General features: G+C 46.4%; 16 protein-coding genes and 2 pseudogenes. 12 read left to right on the forward strand and 6 right to left on the reverse strand.

Annotated features, from left to right (window positions below; genetic code table 11):
- The first annotated feature begins 155 nt into the window (after positions 1 to 155).
- Positions 156 to 1,733, forward strand: a complete 1,578-nt coding sequence (locus OVA10_RS23410) for an EAL domain-containing protein (RefSeq protein WP_268197004.1) — start codon at positions 156 to 158, stop codon at positions 1,731 to 1,733.
- A 371-nt stretch (positions 1,734 to 2,104) separates the two neighbouring features.
- Here the strand turns inward: OVA10_RS23410 and OVA10_RS23415 are convergent, their stop codons facing one another.
- The gene (locus OVA10_RS23415; RefSeq protein ID WP_268197005.1) at positions 2,105 to 2,419 is read right to left on the reverse strand and encodes an integrase core domain-containing protein; all 315 of its coding nucleotides are present in this window, start codon (positions 2,417 to 2,419) and stop codon (positions 2,105 to 2,107) included.
- 88 nt (positions 2,420 to 2,507) lie between these two features.
- Between OVA10_RS23415 and OVA10_RS23420 the strand changes: the two genes are divergently transcribed.
- The 4 genes from OVA10_RS23420 to OVA10_RS23435 all read left to right on the forward strand — a co-directional run bounded on the left by OVA10_RS23420 (position 2,508) and on the right by OVA10_RS23435 (position 9,149).
- On the forward strand, positions 2,508 to 3,644 hold the full coding sequence (locus OVA10_RS23420; RefSeq protein ID WP_268197006.1) for an ISAs1 family transposase: 1,137 nt from the start codon (positions 2,508 to 2,510) through the stop codon (positions 3,642 to 3,644).
- 402 nt (positions 3,645 to 4,046) lie between these two features.
- On the forward strand, positions 4,047 to 5,213 hold the full coding sequence (locus tag OVA10_RS23425) for an efflux RND transporter periplasmic adaptor subunit (protein WP_268197007.1): 1,167 nt from the start codon (positions 4,047 to 4,049) through the stop codon (positions 5,211 to 5,213).
- A 3-nt stretch (positions 5,214 to 5,216) separates the two neighbouring features.
- Positions 5,217 to 8,330, forward strand: coding sequence for an efflux RND transporter permease subunit (locus tag OVA10_RS23430; protein ID WP_268197008.1), 3,114 nt, complete (start codon positions 5,217 to 5,219; stop codon positions 8,328 to 8,330).
- A 285-nt stretch (positions 8,331 to 8,615) separates the two neighbouring features.
- Positions 8,616 to 9,149, forward strand: a complete 534-nt coding sequence (locus OVA10_RS23435) for a fimbrial protein (protein WP_268197009.1) — start codon at positions 8,616 to 8,618, stop codon at positions 9,147 to 9,149.
- Between the two features lie 390 nt (positions 9,150 to 9,539).
- Here the strand turns inward: OVA10_RS23435 and OVA10_RS26235 are convergent, their stop codons facing one another.
- A complete protein-coding gene (locus OVA10_RS26235) occupies positions 9,540 to 9,737 on the reverse strand; it encodes a hypothetical protein (protein ID WP_442788018.1) in 198 nt (65 codons plus the stop codon).
- 525 nt (positions 9,738 to 10,262) lie between these two features.
- On the opposite strand from OVA10_RS26235, the gene OVA10_RS23445 reads away from it, so the two are divergent.
- Entirely contained in the window at positions 10,263 to 10,868 is a 606-nt protein-coding gene (locus OVA10_RS23445) for a fimbrial protein (protein WP_268197010.1), read from the forward strand.
- A 239-nt stretch (positions 10,869 to 11,107) separates the two neighbouring features.
- On the opposite strand, the pseudogene istB reads toward OVA10_RS23445, so the two are convergent.
- A pseudogene (gene istB, locus OVA10_RS23450) lies at positions 11,108 to 11,854 on the reverse strand (IS21-like element helper ATPase IstB).
- Positions 11,855 to 12,016: 162 nt separating this feature from the next.
- On the opposite strand from istB, the gene tnpA reads away from it, so the two are divergent.
- The 3 genes from tnpA to tnpC are packed head-to-tail and all read left to right on the forward strand — an operon-like array spanning position 12,017 to position 14,302.
- Positions 12,017 to 12,415 (forward strand): IS66-like element accessory protein TnpA, encoded by a 399-nt coding sequence (gene tnpA / locus OVA10_RS23455; RefSeq protein WP_268197011.1) that lies wholly within the window; start codon positions 12,017 to 12,019, stop codon positions 12,413 to 12,415.
- Entirely contained in the window at positions 12,412 to 12,759 is a 348-nt protein-coding gene (tnpB, locus tag OVA10_RS23460; protein WP_042922210.1) for an IS66 family insertion sequence element accessory protein TnpB, read from the forward strand. The genes tnpA and tnpB overlap by 4 nt, the downstream gene beginning before the upstream one ends.
- Before the next feature lie 49 nt (positions 12,760 to 12,808).
- Positions 12,809 to 14,302, forward strand: coding sequence for an IS66 family transposase (gene tnpC / locus OVA10_RS23465; RefSeq protein WP_268197012.1), 1,494 nt, complete (start codon positions 12,809 to 12,811; stop codon positions 14,300 to 14,302).
- A 562-nt stretch (positions 14,303 to 14,864) separates the two neighbouring features.
- On the opposite strand, the gene OVA10_RS23470 is transcribed toward tnpC, so the two are convergent.
- Positions 14,865 to 15,071: an ANR family transcriptional regulator gene (locus OVA10_RS23470; protein ID WP_268197013.1), complete on the reverse strand. Its 207-nt coding sequence runs from the start codon at positions 15,069 to 15,071 to the stop codon at positions 14,865 to 14,867.
- 485 nt (positions 15,072 to 15,556) lie between these two features.
- Positions 15,557 to 16,581 (reverse strand): annotated as a pseudogene (locus tag OVA10_RS23475) (Mu transposase domain-containing protein); the annotation flags it as partial.
- 1,349 nt (positions 16,582 to 17,930) lie between these two features.
- On the opposite strand from OVA10_RS23475, the gene OVA10_RS23480 reads away from it, so the two are divergent.
- From OVA10_RS23480 to OVA10_RS23490, 3 genes are all read left to right on the forward strand, one after another.
- Positions 17,931 to 19,067, forward strand: coding sequence for an ISAs1 family transposase (locus OVA10_RS23480; RefSeq protein ID WP_268197014.1), 1,137 nt, complete (start codon positions 17,931 to 17,933; stop codon positions 19,065 to 19,067).
- Between the two features lie 799 nt (positions 19,068 to 19,866).
- On the forward strand, positions 19,867 to 20,718 hold the full coding sequence (gene mscS, locus OVA10_RS23485) for a small-conductance mechanosensitive channel MscS (protein WP_268197015.1): 852 nt from the start codon (positions 19,867 to 19,869) through the stop codon (positions 20,716 to 20,718).
- A 337-nt stretch (positions 20,719 to 21,055) separates the two neighbouring features.
- The gene (locus OVA10_RS23490; RefSeq protein ID WP_268197016.1) at positions 21,056 to 21,433 is read left to right on the forward strand and encodes a hypothetical protein; all 378 of its coding nucleotides are present in this window, start codon (positions 21,056 to 21,058) and stop codon (positions 21,431 to 21,433) included.
- Between the two features lie 962 nt (positions 21,434 to 22,395).
- Here OVA10_RS23490 and OVA10_RS23495 read toward each other — a convergent pair.
- Complete coding sequence (locus OVA10_RS23495) at positions 22,396 to 22,644, reverse strand: ANR family transcriptional regulator (RefSeq protein ID WP_268197017.1); 249 nt, start codon at positions 22,642 to 22,644, stop codon at positions 22,396 to 22,398.
- Positions 22,645 to 22,887 lie beyond the last annotated feature (243 nt).

The following is a 22,887-nucleotide window of genomic DNA, read 5'->3' on the forward strand; positions in this document are numbered from 1 at the left end:
TTTTACAGTATAAAACGAATAATTTTGATGAAACCGCGACCACCTCTTTTGTAAAAAATGCGCCCTTTAACAGAAGCCTGCAGATAAGCATAAATAATCCTGCGCGAGGGCCATTCGCAACATAAAGCCTTTTACTGTTATAAGGAAACCCCCCAATGAGAATGCGAAATATGACCACGCTTGTGACCGTAAGCATTGGATTTTCCGTACTCCTGCCGACATTAATAAGCATATGGATTGCTAACTATCAGGCTGAAGCATACTTCGTCAAAGAACTGGAGAATTATTCGTCACGTGTTATGATCCGTACCGGCAGAGTAATTCAGCAGTCAAAGCAGGCACTTTCTCTACTTCAGAGCTCAAAAGATATTCCGTGCGGACGCCAACATATTGAGGAGATGCAGCGCATCGTTGTTGCATCTCCTTACGTTCAGGAGGTTATCTATACAGATAATCTGAAACCCCTTTGCACCTCACAGGAAAATCACAGTGATGAAGAGGCTTTCCCACCGCCTTTACGTATCACTCATGACGGATACAGCGTATGGCTCAGGCCTCATAGCGCATCGCAGCGTCATCATTATATGATCGTATTCGGATCCGGGCACTATCTTGTTGTCATTGACTCATCATCTCTGGTTGACGAGATTACTTTTGGGGATATATCAGCAGAAGCTGCAATGATGGACAGTACACATAAACTTGTCTTTGCGGGGAGTAAAGCACTCAATGACCATGTTCGTCAGTTACTTGAAACTCATCAATCTGAGCCCCTGGAATATAATGGTTCAGTGTATATCATAAGTGAACTTCCTGGACAGGGAATAACAGTTGTTGCCTGGTCAGCATTAAAGCCACTTACGGAGCGCAGGCGTCAACAGTTTCTGATATGGCTTCCTGCAGGCATTATAGTAAGCATAATAGGCTCATATTTTTTGATTCGCCTCTTACGTCGCATACAGTCACCGAAGTCTCGTCTCCAGGATGCCCTCTACAGTCGTCATTTTGCCATTCACTATCAGCCAATTATTGAACTACGCACCGGTAAATTAGTAGGGGCTGAGGCTCTCGCAAGATGGCCTCAGGCTGATGGCAGTACTCTTTCACCCGATGTCTTTGTCCCGCTGGCAGAGCAGACGGGACTTATCACTCAGCTGACGTTGCAGGTGATAGAGAAAGTATTTGAAGATATGGGGCACTGGTTACACCTTAATCCCGATCAGTATATATCGGTCAATATTGCTCCGGCCGATCTGAAGTCAGGTTCCCTTCTTACCCCGCTTGCTAAGTTGCTGAAAAAGTGGGATGTTAAATCACATCAGATCGCGTTTGAATTGACTGAACGTGGTTTTATCGAGCCAAAGGAGGTTGCACCTGCAATTGCAGCATTTCGCCATGCAGGGCATGTCATTTATATTGATGATTTTGGTACGGGATATTCCAGCCTTAGTTATATCCAGGAGCTTGATGTTGATACGCTCAAAATTGATAAGTCTTTCGTTAATGTGTTTGGTAACAAAAGTGTTACGCCCTATATCATTCAAATGGCTAAGTCTCTTAACCTGTCTATGGTGGCTGAAGGGATAGAAACCGATCAACAACTATCCTGGCTCCGCGCTCACGGTGTGCAATACGGGCAGGGCTGGCTTTACAGTAAGGCACTTCCAAGAGTTGAATTTATTCTTTGGGCCGATAACCGCCTTCAGCAGTACAGACGAAAGGCCATAATGTAATCCTGCAGGAAGGTAATGGTCACTAAAAATTCATTTTTTAAGCAGCGACCTGGTATTAAGCCGACCTGAAAACAGTCCTTTCATAGCGGCGTTAAATGCACAGGATGATATATTCATTAAAACTAATATAATAAATATTAAAGGTTAATAAGATGCATAACGACCGCTCCAGATTAAAAAAGCATGAGGAATTTAATATGCATTATCTGGCATCCTGATTCCGACTGCGTATTACCATGAAGGAGAGCGATGAGTAACCGGCTTTTTTCAAGTTAGTTGTCGCTTTTTGTAATAAAATTACGTTATGCCGCTTCTTTTTCAGGGTTCAGGTATAACTCATGTATAGGACTCCAGTTGCGAATTTCTTTACCTCAGCGTTCCGGATGTTGTTGGCGGGCAAGTTTGTAGACCACTTTCCTTGCCGAAAGTATTCCAGTATCGGCACCATGATGGCGTTCATCCGGTGTGACGTATTTAATGCCGCAGTGCTTGTGTTCCAGATTATACCAACCCACAAAGCGGGTTACACATGCGCGGGCATCATCGATAGTCTGAAAGCCATTTTCAGGCCACCATGGGCAATATTTTAGCGTCCGGAACAGCGATTCAGAGTAAGGGTTATCATTGCAGGGAAAGATCACGAAAAGTACATTTTTTGAACTAAAATATGTGCATTTTTTGTTCATTAAAGATGCAGTAAAGTGATGTGCAATCCTGGTTTTTAATCTCCTTATGTGATCAAATAACCCCTTAATAATATTAAGGACAATAAGAATGGAACTTGAGAAATTAATGGCTCATATCACGATAATCCCTGACTACAGACAATCCTGGAAAGTGGAGCATAAATTATCCGACATTCTACTTTTGACGATATGTGCTGTTATTTCTGGCGCAGAAGGATGGGAGGACATTCAGGATTTCGGGGAGGCTCACATTGATTTTTTAAAGGGATATGGTGACTTTGAAAATGGTATTCCGGTCCATGATACCATTGCCAGAGTGGTGTCCTGCATTAATCCTAATAAATTTCATGAGTGTTTCATAAACTGGATGCGCGATTGTCATTCTTCAGATGATGGCGATATTATTGCTATTGATGGAAAGACGCTTCGTGGTTCTTATGACAGGAGTCGCCGCCGGGGTGCCATTCATGTTATCAGTGCTTTTTCTACGATGAACAGCCTCGTGCTGGGACAGATAAAAGTTGATGAGAAATCCAACGAGATAACAGCCATTCCTGAGCTGGTTAACATGCTGGATATCAAAGGAAAGTTGATCACAACAGACGCTATGGGATGCCAAAAAGATATAGCAGAAAAAATACGTAATCAGGAAGGTGATTATTTATTTTCAGTTAAAGGAAATCAGAGGAAACTGAATAAAGCATTTGAAGAGCATTTTCCTTTAAAAGAAATAAATAACCCCAAATATGACAGTTATACAACATCTGAAAAAAGCCATGACAGAGAAGAAATACGACTCCATATTGTCAGTGATGTACCTGACGAGTTGATTGATTTTACATTTGCATGGAAAGGTTTGCGGAAGTTATGTGTGGCGGTTTCATTTCGGTCAGAAATAAAAGAAAAACAAAAAGAACCTGAAATGCAGATTCGATATTATATAAGCTCAGCGGATTTAACGGCAGAGAATTTTGCGACAGCAATGAGAAATCACTGGTGCGTAGAAAACAAATTACACTGGCGTCTGGATGTAGCAATGAATGAGGACGACTGCAGAATAAGAAGAGGGAATGCAGCTGAATTATTCTCGGGAATAAGACATGTAGCTGTAAATATTCTGACCAACCACAAAGAGTTCAAAGCAGGATTGAGAAGAAAGATGCGAAAAGCCGCGATGGACAGAAACTACCTCGCGTCAGTCCTTGCAGGATGCGGGCTTTCGTAATCTTGCCCTGCCATTACTGTCAGTTAGCAAAAATTGTCAGAAAAAAATAAATTCTTGATGATGTGCATTCAGTTAAATGTTAACACGAAAATGCCAGCGATGCGCATAAATGACACCTTGCATGCTCAATTTAATGCCACCACGCTCTTTTCCCGTTCTTTTTAAAGGTCTAAAGTGCAGCCTCATACACTATTATATATTTTAAATAAATTAAAATATATAAATCGAGCAATCTTCTGCATAATTTCTAGTCGATTACAGAAAAATTAACTCTTTGCCACGCATCCTGGCCCATTCTCATTTTTCACAATGTGTGCTCTGGCACACTCAGGTTAAATGTCAGAAATGTTCGTATGGCGCACATAATAACTTTTTAAAGCAACTGATATTGCGAGAAAAATCATGAAATCAAGTCGTCATCGTATCATTGCAGCCGCGATTCTGCTTCAGTCGTTAACGCTTATATCATCCTGCGAACGTGAATCAGTACCAACCGTTGTTGCACCTCATGCTGTCAGTGTGGTTACGCTACAGCAACGTCAAATGTCGGTAATAAGCCTCCTGTCAGGACGTATACAGGCTTCACGTATCGCGGAAGTTCGACCACAAGTCGATGGCATTATTCAACGGCGTCTGTTCACGGAGGGGAGCCGGGTAAAGGAAGGCGATGCGCTCTTTCAAATAGAACCGGCGGTCTATAAGGCCTCACTCGCGCAAGCCCTTGCTGAGTTCGACAAAGCCACTGCTGCATTACATTCTGCACGCGTAATAAAGCATCGTTTTGATCAGTTGGTAGAGAATCACTATGTCAGCAGGCAGGATTACGATACTGCCGTCACCAATGTTGATTATGCTAATGCTCAGATTGTTTCAGTAGGTGCTTTGGTCGATAGAGCCAAAATAAACCTTTCACGGACGGTGGTCAGAGCCCCGATCTCAGGCGTTACTGGCAAGTCGTTTTTCTCTGAAGGCGCTCTCGTTTCCAGTGGCCAGTTAGAAATACTGACAACAGTGCAGCAACTTGACCCGGTTTTAGTTGAACTGAGCTGGCCTGTTGACGATTATCTGCATTTACAACAGGAAGTTAAGAATGGGGGTATTGTTCGCGATGATGCAAAGTCAGGCATCATGCTCGAGTTTGATGATGGTCATGTTTATGCAAATAAATGTGATATTTCTTTTTCTGATGCCACTGTTGACAAAACGACTTCCGGGGTCGTTTTGCGTGCAGTCTGTCCTAATTCTGAACACACACTCCTTCCCGGAATGTTTGTTCGTGCGCGTCTGACGCACGGCATCCGTCAAAAAGTTCTTTTTGTCCCTCATCAGGCTGTCTCACGAACCCCCGAAGGCAATGCAAAAGTCATGGTTGTTGACAGTAGAAACCGGGCACAAATCAGGATGATCGCTGTCGCTGAGGCAACAAAAGACCTCTGGCGCGTCACCTCTGGTCTGAAATCTGGTGACAAAGTAATTGTCACTGGTCACTTGAAATTACGTCCTGGTATGCCGGTTTTCGCGAGCGAAAATATGCATCTTTCTCGACTCACTAACGGCAGTAAGGACTAAGCAATGTCTCAATTCTTCATACAGCGCCCGATATTTGCCTGGGTTATTGCTATCATGGTCATGCTCTCAGGCGTTATTGCTATTCTTTCACTGCCGGTTGCACAGTATCCTGATATAGCACCTCCCGCAGTGCAAATCAGCGCCACTTATCCGGGCGCGGATGCAAAAACCGTTGAAGACACGGTGACCCAGATTATAGAGCAGAAAATCAACGGCCTTGACGGTGTAATGTATTTTTCTTCTACAAGTGATGCGATGGGAAATGCCGTCATAACAGTAACTTTTGAAAGCGGTACAGACCCAGACATTGCGCAGGTTCAGGTACAGAATAAACTACAGCTTGCCATTCCCTTGCTTCCACAAGCTGTACAGAGCATCGGTATTAATGTCCAGAAAGCAAGTTCTGCATTTCTGATGGTAGTGGGGTTTACTGCCGCAGAGGGGAGTAAACTTACTCAGTCAGACATCGCTGATTATGTTTCGTCCAGTATTATGGACACGTTAAGCCGCGTACAGGGTGTAGGACAGGTGCAGTTATTCGGCTCTCAATATGCCATGCGTATTTGGCTGGATCCGCACAAGCTGAACAGCTACAGCATGACCGCTGAGGATGTTGTGCTGGCGATAAAATCCCAAAATAGCCAGATTACCGGCGGACAGCTGGGTGCTCAGCCTGCGCCGGAAAGTCAGTTTATGAATGCTTCAATTATTGCCCAGACGCGGCTGAGTACACCTGAAGAGTTTAGTAATATTATTCTGCGAGTAAATTCTGATGGTTCACACATTCGCTTACGCAATGTCGCCAACGTAGAACTGGGAAGTGAAAGTTACAGTACAAGCGCGCGATACAATGGACGTCCCGCCACAGGGCTTGGGATCAAACTTTCACCGGGTGCAAATGCACTTGACACGGCCAGCGCCCTGAAAAATGAGCTTTCAGCACTAAAACCATTTTTTCCGGCGGGTATCGATATTGTTTATCCATATGACACAACGCCATTTGTAGAAATTTCTATTCATGAAGTGATGAAGACGCTCATTGAAGCGATTTTTCTTGTGTTTATTGTCATGTTCATGTTTTTACAAAACCTGCGTGCAACGCTGATCCCGACAATAGCAGTACCTGTGGTACTGCTGGGCACTTTTGGTATCCTGGCCGTCTTCGGTTTTTCGGTGAACACGCTGACGATGTTTGGCATGATACTCGCTATTGGTCTGCTGGTTGATGATGCAATTGTTGTTGTCGAAAACGTAGAACGGGTGATGGCGGAAGAGGGGTTATCTCCAAAAGATGCAACGCGTAAGTCGATGCAACAGATCCAGGGGGCCTTACTCGGTATTACGGTTGTACTGTCTGCTGTCTTTGTGCCTATGGCCTTTTTCAGCGGTTCCTCAGGCATAATCTATCAGCAGTTTTCAGTCACCATTGTTTCAGCAATGGTACTGTCAGTATTGACAGCAATGATTCTGACGCCCGCACTTTGCAGTACGATCCTGAAACCCACAGTTCATAAAAATGAGTCTGTAGTGCTCAGAAAGTTTAACAAAATTTTTGATGCCAGTACTTCTCATTATCAGAGTGCGTTACGCAGGATACTGAAATGTACAGGACGCGTTATGGCAATATATTTTGCAATCTTAGTCGGGATTTGCTGCATGTTTATTGTTTTGCCTGCATCATTTCTCCCTGATGAAGATCAGGGCGTTTTTATGAATTTAGTTCAGCTTCCTTCAGGTGCAACTCAGTCGAGAACTCAGAAAACCCTTGATAGCGTGACTGATTATTATCTTCACGATGAAGCGAAGAATGTAAAGTCAGTTTTCACGGTAGCCGGTTTCGGACTAAACGGCAACGGCCAGCAAAACGGAATCGCGTTTGTCAGCCTGAAGGACTGGAAACTGAGGCGCACAGCAGAAAACAGAGTTGATGCGATAATTGAGCGTGCGAACAAGAGTTTCACACGCAAAGTGTCTGATGGTATTGCCTTTGCTTTCAACCTACCTGCAATCCCAGAACTCGGCTCTGCCACAGGTTTTGATTTTGAACTTATCGATAAAGGAAATAACGGACGTATTGAACTGATAAATGCACGTAATCAGATACTTTTCATGGCGCAAAAGTTTCCACACCTCGTCACGAAAGTAAGACCAAATGGCATGGAGGATTCTGCTCAGTTCAAATTAGAGATAGATCAGCAAAAAGCAGAAGCACTTGGCGTGAGTATTGATGTCATTAACAGAACCATTTCTACAGCTCTAGGTGGCACTTATGTGAATGATTTTATAGACCGTGGTCGCGTGAAAAAGGTCTACGTGCAGGCGGACCAGAAATTCAGGATGCTGCCTGAGGATATAAACAACTGGTACGTTAAAGCAGATAATAATCAAATGGTGCCTTTTTCTGCATTTTCGGGATCAAGCTGGGTATCAGGGCCATCGAGAATAGAGCACTACAACGGACGTCCTTCAATCGAGATACTGGGCGAACCCACTCACGGGAAAAGCTCAGGGTTATCAATGAAATTGATGGAAAAGCTTGCTGAGAAGTTACCTCCAGGTTTCGGTTATCAGTGGACTGGGCTATCTTACCAGCAACAGCTATCAGGAAAGCAGGCACCTGCTCTGTATGCAATATCGCTTTTTGTGGTTTTTCTGTGTCTTGCTGCTCTCTATGAGAGTTGGGCAGTTCCCGTCGCAGTCATGCTGGTTGTACCGCTGGGCGTTTCAGGTGCACTCATTGCAGCAACAATATTCAGTATGAAGAATGACGTCTATTTCCAGGTTGGGTTACTTACCACAATAGGGCTTTCTGCCAAAAATGCTATAATGATCGTAGAGTTCGCGCGACACCTGACTGAGAAAGACAATCTCCCTATCCTGCAAGCAACGCTTGAAGCTGCGCGTATGCGGTTCAGGCCAATTCTGATGACTTCCCTTGCATTCATTCTGGGGGTATTACCCCTGGTTATAAATTCGGGGGCGGGTAGTGGTGCCCAGAATGCAGTCGGTAGCGGGGTCATGGGGGGCATGATTGCTGCAACGCTGCTGGCCATTTATTTTGTACCTGTTTTTTATGTTGTCGTTATGAGAATGACTCCTAAAAAAAGCGGTAATTGAGGATTTGATTTGAATTTTTCATAGCCAGCAAATATGAAACGTTATGCATTGTTGCTGGCTGAATTTATAAGCATGTGATGAATTCGATGAGTTTGTAGTAAAAATTAGGCTTTAGTGCATAAAGGCTATTAATTTTGTTATCATGAAAAGCATTGACTGTGATTGAAGAAAGACTCAGTACTGGCTGGGGCAAAAATAATAGCGTCAAAGTGTATTTTAAAGCAATTTTTGTCGTCATGTTTTATGTATAGTGTGTGATTATAAAGCTTACGTTGGGGATTTAAATTGAAAAAATCAATTATAGCACTCACATTATCTGTATCCTCCAGCGTTTGTTTTGCTGCAGGTCAGGGGGCAGGGAACGTTACCTTCACAGGCACTGTTATCGATGCTCCATGTTCAATAACACCTGACTCTGTGGATCAAACAATTGATCTGGGGCAAATTTCTCTCGCAAAACTGGCGAATGGTACAAGTAATAACGGAATTTCCACACCTGTAGAGTTCACCATTCAGCTCGAAGACTGCTCTCTTGCTCCGGCCCCCGCATTGAACACAGTGACAGCAACATTCAGTGGCCCTGAAGGTGATACACCAGGACTACTGGGCATTACAGGTTCGGCAAAAGGTGCAAGTGTTGCCCTGTACAACGAAGACAGCTCACCGTTAATTTTAGGCGCCCCCTCAAAACCCAAGCCTCTGATCCTTGGTTCCAATACTCTGGCCTATTCAGCAGCAGTTGTAGGTGATGGTTCGAGCACACTGCTTTCAGCAGGTGATTTCACTGCAACGGCAAGTTTTGAACTCACTTATGATTGATGACTTCCAGACTATTTAGATAAATCTAAATAGTCTGGTTATCTAACTGAAACCACACTCAGGCAAGAAAACTATTTTTTATTGTAAAAAATTAAATACAATTTTTTGAATGTAGACATCACTCGATGTTTTTATACCCCTCCTCACTGCGACTATCATTATTTATACGGTGTTACTCTAAGAGCTTGTCTCAACATGACCTTATTTCCACCACACGCAACATGCAACATGGCCTCGTGATTTTCGGGCTTCTTTCTCCATCGCGGCAGGGCGATTAATTCAGCGATGAGTCCTCTCCGACGCCCCAATGATGGCCTTTGAGGTAAGCGTTTTTACTGGAATCTGACGTCTCTTCACGAGACTGAATATGTGGCTCGTAGTGGCTACTCTTTAGATATGTTTTAGCCAGCCTGCATCGTAACTGTTGTACGGCCAGTGCATGATTTTTTGTCCCGGATGCCTCGTCTGAAGGACATCGATTGCATCCGCAACCACTTTGTCGTGCGTGTTCGCTGCTACGATACCCAGCGACAGAGAAAGCCCGTAGGCTTCCGTAATCAAGCTGCGCTTTACGGCTGGGTTCACCATGGGATTGCGGCCTGTTTTTGGGTTCCCGAGAGCGCCGATTTTGTGATGCAACCGTCAATCGACAACCGGGACCAGTCAATGCTGTCAAGATGCTTGCAGACCACTGCCAGAAATGTTCGAATACACCTTACGTTTACGATGAGTGTCGGGCGGGTGACTGGGTTTGCGCTAAGGGATAAGTGGTGCCACTTATTCCAGAGTTCATTGCTGATCAGCCATCTTCTGCCTGTCATATTTTCACCTTCAGAAATTATCATTCACGGCATTCTGACAATCTCTCCGGGGCAGGTTCTAAGACGCACCTGTAAATGCCCCCCCAAGCGACTACATGAATAAATGTACATAAAAGATCGTAAAGATGTTCATTATCATATCGGCACGCACATCAAAGGACTGATAGTATAAGATTGATTATATTACTTCTTTGCTACTCATTGATGCAAATAATCCTGCAGAAGTCTAATCATACTGCAGTGCGAATTATTCGATAATTATTTTATCAGTTCTAATTTTGTTAGGTGCAGTATGATAATCAACCGCTCTGAGACAACACTATCAAGGGTTTACACAGCAATCGCAGGTAATTTCATGCATAAACACACCTTGCACGCCATTGTATTAAGTGCTCTATACTCGATTAATGTGCTAGCCGGGAATATAGCTAATATATATTTTTCAGGCAAGGTAGTTTCACCAAGCTGCACAATTTCAACGGGTTCTGTCGATCAAACAATCAATCTGGGCAGTATTGACATTTCCGACATAAGGAAGAACAACAATACTGGTATGACCACTCCAGTAATCTTCACCATCAATGTTGAAAAATGCGCAGGATTTAGTAACGGAGTTGTAACGTTCACAGGAGATGCACTTACCGGAGAAGCGGGAACAATAGGCATCGTCGGAACAGCAAAGGGAGCAAGCGTTGTGCTTTACGACGCTGACGGCAGCAGGCTAAACACAGGAACAGCGTCAAAACCCGTGGAATTGGTCCCGGGCGTTCCAGAAGGCCAGGTTGGGGGCATTACCGTATTTACCTTTTCTGCAGGTCTCGTCGGACAAGGACCGCAGTTCCCCCCTCAAGCCGGTAGCTTTACTGCAACTTCAGTATTTTCAATAGATTATTTTTGATACGAAGATGCTTCGCCTGCGAAAGCTTATCACTAACCGGTCTCTCAAAGCACTACAACGATTTTATCAGCGACATGCCGAGTTATGGTTATCGACGCGTGTGGGGTCTCCTGCGCAAGCAACGTCGCACAGAGGGACAGCCACCTGTGGACGCTGCGTATTACCATGAAGGAGATCGGTGAGTAACATTGATGGAGATCGGTTCGTGTCACTTTCACAGAACCATTTTTACATTAACTTCACTGATCTCCTTCGGTCAACGTGGTTTGCATTTTTCGCATTGATTCCCCTTTAAGTTCTATCTTGATACTCCCGTGAACCAGGCGATCCAGGATCGCATCAGCATGCGTTGAGTCCCCGATCATCTTGTACCAGCTTTCCACCGGCAACTGGCTCACGACGATGATTGAGCCTCGCTGGTACATCAGATCCACTATTTCCAGGAGGTCGCTGCGTTGTTCTGACGACAGGTGCTCCAGCCCCTAGTCGTCCAGAAGCAGCAGATCGCTGTGATTCAGTTTTGTCAGTAGTTTGCTGTATCGTCCGTCCGCATGCCCCTGGTAACACAGATCCATCAGTGCTTTCAAACGATAGTAATAGACCTTATATCCTTGTCGGCAGGCATTATGACCGAGCGCGCAGGCCAGATACGTTTTGCCACTGCCTGTCGCCCCCGTCAGCAACAGGTTTTGTTTCAGGTTCAGCCAGTTTCCCTGACCGAGTGAACGGATGAGAGCCTTATCCAGGCCTCTGCTGCTACGGTAATCCAGTTTTGATAACTCGGCGCTGAGCCTGAACCGCGCCTGTTTCACCAGGCGCTCTGCTTTCCTGTTTTCGCGACAGGTCAGTTCCTCTGAAGCCAGTAACGACAGACGTTCCTCGAACCCCAGCTCCTGGTATGCGCCAGGTTGCGCGATCTGGTTTTTTAGTGCATCCCGGAAGCCGGTGAGTTTCAGTTCCGTCAGTTGTTCATAAAGATGGTTCATTATTGGCTTCCGTATCAGTGGTAGTATTTGCTGCCGCGAACGTTTTCATGTTCCAGCGTTGATAACAGGTCAGGTTTGTTTGTAAGCGTCGTCCCAGCACCGTCTGGTAGATCCTGAAATTCCTGAGAGGATAGTGGACACTAAATATGGCGGACACTATCCATGAAATCATTAACCACAGTGCGTAAAAAAAGCCCTAATTATCCCGTTGAGTTCAAAATCAAAATGGTTGAACTCTCACACCGACCAGAGATCTCCGTAGCACAACTCGCACGTGAGCATGGGATCAACGACAACCTGCTGTTCAAGTGGCGCCAGTACTGGCGTGAAGGAAAACTCCGACCTCCTGCAACAACAGAGAATCGCGTGCCTGAGCTGCTGCCGATAACGCTTGATGCTGAAGATGTCCCTGCAATGTCCACCCGGTCACAGCCTGTAACGGCGGTACCTGAATCACTCAATATCAGCTGTGAAGTGACGTTTCGGCACGGTTCACTCCGTCTGAATGGAGCCATCAGCGAAACTATTTTGAACCTGCTGATACAGGAGCTCAAACGGTGATCCCACTACCATCAGGAACCAAGATCTGGTTGGTCGCCGGTATCACCGATATGCGAAACGGCTTCAACGGCCTCGCCGCAAAGGTGCAGACAGCGCTGAAAGATGATCCGATGTCGGGCCACGTCTTCATCTTCCGGGGCCGCAGCGGCAGCCAGGTCAAACTGCTGTGGTCTACCGGTGACGGGCTGTGTCTGCTGACCAAACGGCTGGAGCGCGGCCGCTTCGCCTGGCCGTCAGCCCGTGATGGCAAAGTGTTCCTGACGCCAGCGCAGCTGGCGATGCTGCTGGAAGGTATCGACTGGCGTCAGCCTAAACGGTTGCTGACCTCCCTGACCATGCTGTAAATCTCTTTATCCTGGTTGTCACTGAATAAGCCTGGTAAAATGCGGGCTTATGAACGACACCTCTCCTGACGACATCCTTCTACTGAAACAGCGCCTGGCCGAACAGGAAGCGCTGAACCGTGCTCTGCTGGAAAAACTGGCCGATCGTGAACGCGAAATAGACCACCTGCAGGCGCAACTGGACAAGATGCGTCGGATGAACTTCGGCAGTCGTTCCGAAAAGGTATCCCGCCGTATCGCACAGATGGAAGCCGATCTGAACCGGCTGCAGAAAGAGAGCGATACGCTGACCGGTCGGGTGGATGACCCGGCAGTACAGCGCCCGCTGCGTCAGACCCGTACACGTAAACCGTTCCCCGAATCACTCCCCCGTGACGAAAAGCGACTACTGCCTGCGGAGTCGTGCTGCCCGGACTGCGGCGGTTCGCTGAGTTATCTGGGCGAAAATACCGCCGAACAGCTGGAGCTGATGCGCAGCGCCTTCCGGGTTATCCGGACGGTGCGGGAAAAACATGCCTGTACTCAGTGCGATGCCATCGTGCAGGCCCCTGCGCCTTCGCGGCCCATCGAGCGGGGGATCGCCGGACCGGGGCTGCTGGCCCGCGTGCTGACTTCGAAGTATGCAGAGCACACGCCGCTATATCGCCAGTCAGAGATATACGGCCGGCAGGGTGTGGAGCTGAGCCGCTCACTGCTGTCGGGCTGTGTGGATGCATGTTGCCGGCTGCTGTCCCCGCTGGAAGAGGCGCTTCAGGGCTATGTCCTGACCGACGGCAAACACCATGCGGATGACACCCCGGTCCAGGTGTTGTTGCCGGGCAATAAGAAGACGAAGACAGGACGGTTGTGGACGTATGTTCGTGACGACCGCAACGCAGGGTCAGCGCTGGCGCCGGCGGTCTGGTTCGCCTACAGCCCGGACAGAAAAGGCATCCATCCGCAGACCCATCTTGCCGGCTTCAGCGGTGTGCTGCAGGCGGATGCGTACGCCGGGTTCAACGAGCTGTACCGAAATGGCCGGATAACGGAAGCTGCCTGCTGGGCTAATCCCCGCCGAAAGATCCACGATGTGCACGTCCGCACCCCGTCAGCGCTGACGGAAGACGCCCTGAAACGTATCGGCGAGCTGTACGCCATAGAGGCGGATATAAGGGGAATGCCTGCGGAGCAGCGGCTTACTGAACGTCAGCGAAAAACGAAACCGCTGTCGCGACACTCAGAGCTGGCGAAAGCGTTCGCGTACGCACTTAAGCAGTGGCAGGCACTGACGTACTATGCGGACGATGGCTGGGCCGAAGCAGACAATAATATCGCTGAAAATGCCCTGCGGACGGTCAGTCTGGGTCGTAAAAACTTCCTGTTCTTCGGCTCTGACCATGGTGGTGAGCGGGGAGCGCTGCTGTACAGCCTGATCGGGACGTGCAAACTGAACGGGGTGGATCCAGAAAGCTACCTTCGCCATGTGCTTGGCGTCATCGCAGACTGGCCGGTCAACCGGGTCAGCGAACTGCTTCCCTGGCGCATAGCGCTGGTAACTGAATAACACATCCCCGTCAATACGGCCCTCGCTGTACGCTTACTAATCAGTATGTCGGAAGATCTCTAAAAGTGAATGGTCTGATTTGCAGGGATGCTTACACGATAGGGGGATGCAGTCTGGAGGTATATCTGGCGTATTCGACAAAATATCCATCACTCAATAAGAGTGGGGGATAAAAATATCAGACTTTCAGAATCAAGCTGCATCCCACAGACATGAGGTTTGCTCTAATCAATAGGGGCGTAGCCCCCCCCTGTATGGCTACAGGTGAATAAGGTGCGTTATACCAGATGAAAATTAGAAGCGTTATTTTGCGCCGAACTTTTCGGGGGCGTTTTAGTCTGCTTCATTATAAAAATCTGTCATATAGCCAATTTTAGACGAACCCCCTTGCGCTCTCTGCATTCCACGCAGGGGAGTAACTGTCGACGACGTTAAGGAATGCTTACACCGCACATTCTGAACTCGTCTGAGCCAGACGATGCAAGCTGCAAGCGGAATGGATGTTAAAATTTGCTCTATGGGTTGCTCTTTAGCACCCTGCACCTCATCTGCAGTATCTGTTTCACTGTTCAGATTGTTTGAAGTTATAACCGCGAACACAGCGCTGTTCGCAGTATGCCTTTCTTGCCTGAGCCCACTCCAGATTAGCCCTTACCCTGGCAGCCATTGAAGCATCGTGCCAAAAACGCGCGGCATCTGCATAGTTACCCATCTGTTCCGTTTTGACCGCACGCTCTGCCAGGTGGCTGAATTCGCTGTATGGCTTCATTCTGGTTTGTCGTCCTCTGCTTTTCATCAAGCACAGCATTCCCTGTTGATATACACGTCGGGAAAGTGAAGATGATGTTTTAATCCATCCCGGCGTGCAGTAATAGATTGCTGTAACGTAAGTGCGCAACATGTCAGGGAATGAATACCGAATCAATTAACGGTAAATTAAATAAATCAAATAACAAACAAAATCAATGTCATTAATAATCATTAATGAGTGTAAAAAAAACACACCAAATTAGGGGTTAATTTTACTATTATCGCTCAGATAAGGGTTAAATCACCACGAGGTATGGGATTTTTTTTGCTTCAGGATTATTTACATCTCATTATAAATTAAGCACAATCAGTAGCATGGCGTTACGGCAACTAAAAATCAAAAACATCTTTAAAGTCAGGCGGTGGAAGCCGTAGCGCCACCCTCTTTTTCAGGTTCCCCCGCTGAGCGCACTGGCAAGGGCAAGAGGGGCCTCTCAGGCACTCAGTGGACGATGCTAAACAAAGTCGATCTGATGCCACCTGCTGCTTATTACTGTAAATCCTCAGCTCATCATCCAGCAATATACGTATCGAGACCGGCTGACCGCACAGCATTTCGGTAACACTGTAACGATTGCCGCCAACCTCTATATAGCTGTCCCAGGACACATGGCGGATGTCGAAGTAGCAGGTATCGGGTAACGGCTGCAGATTCTCCTGCGCGAAGCGCTGCTCTGGTGTTTGTCTGAACTGACGAAGCTCACGTTTATCAGTAACATCGGCTATCCAATGCTCCAGCTGCGGGTTTATATGGGTGAAGCTGTCGAACCTGCTGTATCGGACGAAGAGGTTTTTTTGGTTTTGGCCCTGCGCGGACGTCAGGCCCGTGGCAGGAAGTCATAGTGGTCGGCAAGCAACAGGAACCCGGAGTCGAATACCACCTTTCCGTTGTTATTTTTTAGCACCGCCGCCTTCTGGTTATCAACCAGAACCGTTTTCACACCGTCACCGAAGTTCGGGAAGGCGCGAACCAGCGACTCACAGGTGTGTTCTGCATCCTGCTTTGGCGCGGGGAAGACATGGAAGCGTCGGGAGAACCCCCGGCGTATTAACCGCGAAGTTAACTTTATACCGCTGCCCGGCAACCTCTGCATCGACTTCGCCCCGGTCGTGCAGGAGCTGGTCCCCTGGCTGATTTTCGAAGCGAACCGTTCTTTTTGATGGTCGAATTTTACGTTTGGGCTGGATGTAGTAACGCAGAATGTAACGTCCGCCCATATATCCCATTACCTTTATTTCCGCGAGGATGACTTCACTCTCCCGGACATCCTCTGCCTGACGCATGTCGATGTAATCTATCGTTTCAGCTGAACCATTTTGTGGCGAGTCTTTCTTGCTGGCGGTTCAGGGTCTTTGAGATAGCGCCTGAAAGTCCGCTCAGCGCAACCAACCTGACTCCCAATATCGACAATGTACCCACCCTGCTGGAGCATCTGCGCTTTATCATGTAAAACCTCTCTGCTCAGCATGTTGATGTCCTTTCTGGTGTGACAACCTCAAGGAAACAACATGCCGGGTGGGGCGGACCATACTAATGGCGAATTACCGTCATATATTACTGGCGCCAACATCAACAGATGGCACCTCAGATGTCCTGCAATCATCTTTCCCCTGTCAGTGCATACCTGACCGGTGCGCATCGCTGACGGCGACTTCGTTGCTTCCTGTGGAAACTCATTTTAACGCCCCTCCTGAGGTGGCATAGGCAAAAAGAGGAATCTAATCAGAAGGCAACGAATGCCATTCATGCAAAAAAGCAAATAACCATTTTGATAGAATGCAATGCGTAATAATAAAGGTTCTTAATTATAGCACCCTGCATCGTGGCTGTATATTATACCTATATATTTTCAAAGACTTCGATATATCACGTTACTCACCGTTGACCTGCATGCTTCACGTTTACCTTTTCCCTGAAATGCCGGAGATTAAATGAGTCATTTTTTCAGTAAAAGATAGAAAAGTTCCGTTCAAATTTGCTTCTTAATTCTCTCTCTGGCAAATCAGTGAGCTCTTAAAACTGATGCTCACCGGTGATTTCACTGGCAGTAACGATTCACGGGCCCCAAAAAGTGACGATAATTGAAATTAATATAAACAGTGTGCTGGCGTAACTGCTGCTTTCGATAAATACGTTAGTCGAGAGCACCCAGGCGGGTCAAAGCAGCGAAGGGCATTTCACGTCAGCCTTCTGCGGCATTAGCGATACTGAGCCGGGATAGGTAATGCGTCTAATTGTTCAGTTGAAAGCGTGCATGTCATGAGACAACGGCCATGCTAACGCATTGCACTGATACAAAAATAGTCTTACATAAAGTTTCCCCTTCACCATGAGGACTGCAACATAATTCATTCTGAATGCTGCCCCTAACGTATGTTCATGTTAGTGGCAAGCGGGATGGTTTTTTCTGTCTACTTTTCTTTGCTGAACGCCTTCCGTGGCGTGAGTTCAGCTAAAGAAACCAACAAACTGGCAGCCTGACCGTGTGCGTTCTGGTCACCTTGAAGGTAAACAGCGAGGGGCGGTAGCGTACCTGAAAGTTATTAATAGATTAAATGGGCAATCCAGCTATCCCGTTATTTCACCTTAATCCTTACTGTGCCGTGGCTATTGAAGGGGCGCTCTTTCTTCTCCAGCTCTGCGTCCGCGCATAGATTTTGCCGGAGCGGGCCAGGGAAAGATCACGAAAGTACATTTTTTGAACTAAAATATGTGCATTTTTTGTTCATTAAAGATGCAGTAAAATGATGTGCAATCCTGGTTTTTAATCTCCTTATGTGATCAAATAACCCATTAATAATATTAAGGACAATAAGAATGGAACTTGAGAAATTAATGGCTCATATCACGATAATCCCTGACTACAGACAATCCTGGAAAGTGGATCATAAATTATCCGACATTCTACTTTTGACGATATGTGCTGTTATTTCTGGCGCAGAAGGATGGGAGGACATTCAGGATTTCGGGGAGGCTCACATTGATTTTTTAAAGGGATATGGTGACTTTGAAAATGGTATTCCGGTCCATGATACCATTGCCAGAGTGGTGTCCTGCATTAATCCTAATAAATTTCATGAGTGTTTCATAAACTGGATGCGCGATTGTCATTCTTCAGATGATGGCGATATTATTGCTATTGATGGAAAGACGCTTCGTGGTTCTTATGACAGGAGTCGCCGCCGGGGTGCCATTCATGTTATCAGTGCTTTTTCTACGATGAACAGCCTCGTGCTGGGACAGATAAAAGTTGATGAGAAATCCAACGAGATAACAGCCATTCCTGAGCTGGTTAACATGCTGGATATCAAAGGAAAGTTGATCACAACAGACGCTATGGGATGCCAAAAAGATATAGCAGAAAAAATACGTAATCAGGAAGGTGATTATTTATTTTCAGTTAAAGGAAATCAGAGGAAACTGAATAAAGCATTTGAAGAGCATTTTCCTTTAAAAGAAATAAATAACCCCAAATATGACAGTTATACAACATCAGAAAAAAGCCATGGCAGAGAAGAAATACGACTCCATATTGTCAGTGATGTACCTGACGAGCTGATTGATTTTACATTTGCATGGAAAGGTTTGCGGAAGTTATGTGTGGCGGTTTCATTTCGGTCAGAAATAAAAGAAAAACAAAAAGAACCTGAAATGCAGATTCGATATTATATAAGCTCAGCGGATTTAACGGCAGAGAATTTTGCGACAGCAATGAGAAATCACTGGTGCGTAGAAAACAAATTACACTGGCGTCTGGATGTAGCAATGAATGAGGACGACTGCAGAATAAGAAGAGGGAATGCAGCTGAATTATTCTCGGGAATAAGACATGTAGCTGTAAATATTCTGACCAACCACAAAGAGTTCAAAGCAGGATTGAGAAGAAAGATGCGAAAAGCCGCGATGGACAGAAACTACCTCGCGTCAGTCCTTGCAGGATGCGGGCTTTCGTAATCTTGCCCTGGTGATGGCACCAAGCCTTCGCCTCGATACCTGACGCTGTCCCTATCTACGGTACAGCGGGGCAATATCACGTTATCCTGCATATGGTGGACGCTGACACGCAGGCGTTTTCTGCCATTCTTGCGCGTCTTAAATTGCAGGCCGGCAGTCTTTGCATGCTGACCACCAACCTGGTGTGTATTACCAGTCAGAGAGATCACCTAATAACATCCATCGAGATTGGGTAATAACATTTGGCTGGTTCACTGAACAACCGGCGTTTTTCATGGTAATACGCACCTGGCACTGGATTAAATGAAAAAAGCCACATGGCTGCCGCTAAATATTGAGCAATGCAAACCAGTGATAACGGAATAATAATATTCATCGTTAATTTTAGCTCACCCCTGATACCAACTATCATTCAGAATAGTCAGGTGCGGCATGTGGATGCAGAGATAATATAAAAGTGCGAAACCAAATAAATAAAGAAGTTCTGCTATAAGTTTTTTATAAATGTGGAGAGCCATATGCATACAGAAATCGTCAACCAATGCACTCATCGCAGAGCGTTTATGGCAACGAATGCCGAGCGGTGTAGTCATTGTAAAATAAAAAAATGTTTTCCGGGGTAAGGATACGAGATTTACTTTCGTGGATATTAAGTGCGTTACTTCTTGCTACCTTTGTCATATTTACCTCTTTTTATGGATGATATATGTGGTTTGCTATTCCAGCGAACGGGAATGTAGCCACTTGAACTTATTTTCAACAAGCGCCCGTCAGGGTGGAATTTCAAATGGAGAAACACATGAAAGAAATTAATATTTCAGATGAAGCAAGCAGGGCCGCTAAGTGGCTTGTGAAAAATCAAAGTTTATTAACCGAATACGCGGTCAATTTTATTTCGGCCGCAGTACTGTTGATAACCGGACTAATATTAGCCCGCATTATCAGCGCTACGCTGGACCGTGTACTATCACGCCGCGGCATTGACCTGACGGTATCGGGCTTTCTTGCTGTTATGGTCCGCTATACCATTGTGGCCTTCACGGGTATTGCCGTACTCGGCTGTCTGGGTGTACAGACCACGTCGGTCATTGCTGTTATGGGGGCCGCTGGTCTGGCTGTGGGGCTTGCCCTGCAGGGTTCGCTGTCAAACTTTGCGGCCGGTGTGCTGCTGGTGTCACTGCGTCCTCTGCGTGCAGGTGAGTTTGTTGATGTGGGCGGGGTGGCCGGAACAGTTGACCGGGTGAATATCTTTTCCACTACCCTGCGCACGCCCGACAACAAAATCATTATCGTGCCGAACGGCAAAATTATCGCTGGGGACATCATCAACTTCTCGCGCGAGCCGCAGCGCAGGGTGGATATCACCGTATCCGTTGCCTGGTCTGCCAATATTGAGCTGGTGAAGCACGTGCTGAGTGATGTCGTTATGGCCGATACCCGCATTATTCAGGAAAATGGCATCACGGTACGACTGAATGAGATAGCTCCGCCGGCCCTGAACTTCGTTGTGCGCTGCTGGACAGATACTGCCCTTTACTGGGACGTCTGGTTTGACCTGACGGAAGCCATCAAGCGCGGGCTTGACGAAAGCGCCATTCCTGCACCGCGCCCGCAGATGGATGTCAGCATCAAAAGCGGATATGTATCATAACATAAGATTCATGGGCGATGAGCACGGTAACGCATCACCGCTACCTGTCTCAGCCCCTTCCGTGCGTTCTGCAGCGCCTGCGTTGTTCGTCTCTTTATTATGGGCATTACGGGCGCTGCCAGTGCGGGCTGGTTTTAGTGCACATAATATACGGGATTATATCAGTAATAATTCTATATAGATGGTGGCCGGAAATGAATCTGCCATGACATCAACATGTAAAGAGGAATTCATGTACCCTTCATTCATCCTGACACTTGCCGACCCGTTTAGCCTAAATAGCGCAGGCTCCCGGGCCCCGGGAGTGAATAAACAACAGAAAATGAGGGGAGGGGGCATGCATAGTTTGCCTCCCTCTCTCGCGGAGGTTATCCATCTTATCCGTAGTTGCAGCGACAGTTGCCCTGCTTTTATTACGGCGGAAACACGGCTTGTTTCAGAGCTCGGATTCTGTGGTGAGGATATTGAGGAACTGATCCTGGAAGCAGAATGGCGTTTTGGCGTCAAATTTCCTACTGCCGGGGGGGCCTTGCGCAATCTCTTTTCCCTTAAGCAGCATGAGTATTTAGTTACTCCGCAGCAGAGCTTGCAGCTGTCACCGACCTGGTTGCTTTTACAGTTGCGGGGCGAGTCTTTACCCGTGCAGGCAGATATTTGCGTGGAGAATTTTTACCGTGGACTCATTTCGCTGTGGCTGAATGATGGCGAAAAGTAGCCTCATCTACAGTGGCCGCCAGTACCACTGAATGAGATCCACTGCAAAGTTTTACCAGCGTGCGAATATCTTAAGATATTTGACGACAATAAGTCAGTTCTGCATGTTGCGTCACTCGCGAGTGTTACTTCTTGCTTCAGATGAAATGAAGCCATGAGCGTAATCATTATGTAAGCTTATCTTCACTGTATACTTTTAAAGGTGGAAAACGTTCAGTGGCTCATGCTGCCCGGGGGCTATGTAAATTAGCTGAGTTGTACAACATAGCTTGTGCGCTTTCATGGCAGTCAGACAGAACGCCTGGCAGGACAGAGTCACTATCCATCCATTGTCTTCACTTTTTAACAAGCGGTGTGATTCTGCTGATCGGATTCAGGTTTGAATACAAGACTAAAACGGGAGCATCTGTGTTGTATTGAGGTGAGTACTCACTCTGCTCAGAGGACGAAATTGACTGCTCCGGTGCAATGTAGGGAGGCAGTATAATTGCTGCGTGAACAGGGATTATACTGCCAAGGCAGAAGTGGCAGCACATTTTAACGCATTTTAGGAGCCTATCCCAGAAGGGCTCGTCAGAATGTCGTGAATGATCGTTTCTAAAGGTGAAAATGGTTGCGGATACGCTTTACGTCCTTCAGACGGGGCGTCCAGGACAAAAAAACAGACTCTGGCCGGGCAACGGTTACGGTGCCGGCTGGCACATATCTACAAGTCGCAGTTACTAGCCCGCATATTCAGCATAAGAGTCAGATTGCAGTAAAAAAACTCATCGCTGGCTGAATCGCTTTCGCCGTGTCCTGACACGATAGGAAAAAAGGAGGGCGCAGAAAATTACGAGGCCATGTTGCATTTTGCCTCATTGCCTGAAATAAAGCCTTATTGAGACAGGACTGCAAAGTGTGCTGACTGGCTTCAGGCGTGCTCTGCAGAAAAAATTATGTAAATTAATGAAGCAATTAGTGTCATGATGAGCTTCTGTATAAATCATTGTCCTCATCTTGCTTTTTTTTCAGGAGCAAAGCAAGTGGTGTAACATTTTCCGATATGTGTGTACACATATCTAAACGGTCATCACACCATTTAATATTGCTTCCCTTTGCAAACTGAGCCGCAATTTTCCAGTGCAACGCTGCGTTACAGTACTGATGTTTTCTTTCATAACTGGCAGCGAGTTGTGCATTATGATGGTAGCTGTTTGTTTGCTTTTTCATATGTTGGTTTTTAGCTTTATTCGTGACTTTTCTTGTGAGGATTATATCAGATAGAAAATTGATATCAATCAAACCTTAGGTATAAAAAAACATGGTGACATATTAATACAGGAAGGGAGATTGTTTAATTTCAGCATCCTGGCTTGCTGCGATTCGTGCGGAGTGATTTCCCGAAAGTAAACCATCTGCGAAAATTGGGCGAAGTTAAAATATAACATATCTCCAGAAAATACTGACACTTAA

This window comes from Lelliottia sp. SL45, from assembly GCF_026672535.1.
Lineage (GTDB): Bacteria > Pseudomonadota > Gammaproteobacteria > Enterobacterales > Enterobacteriaceae > Enterobacter > Enterobacter nimipressuralis.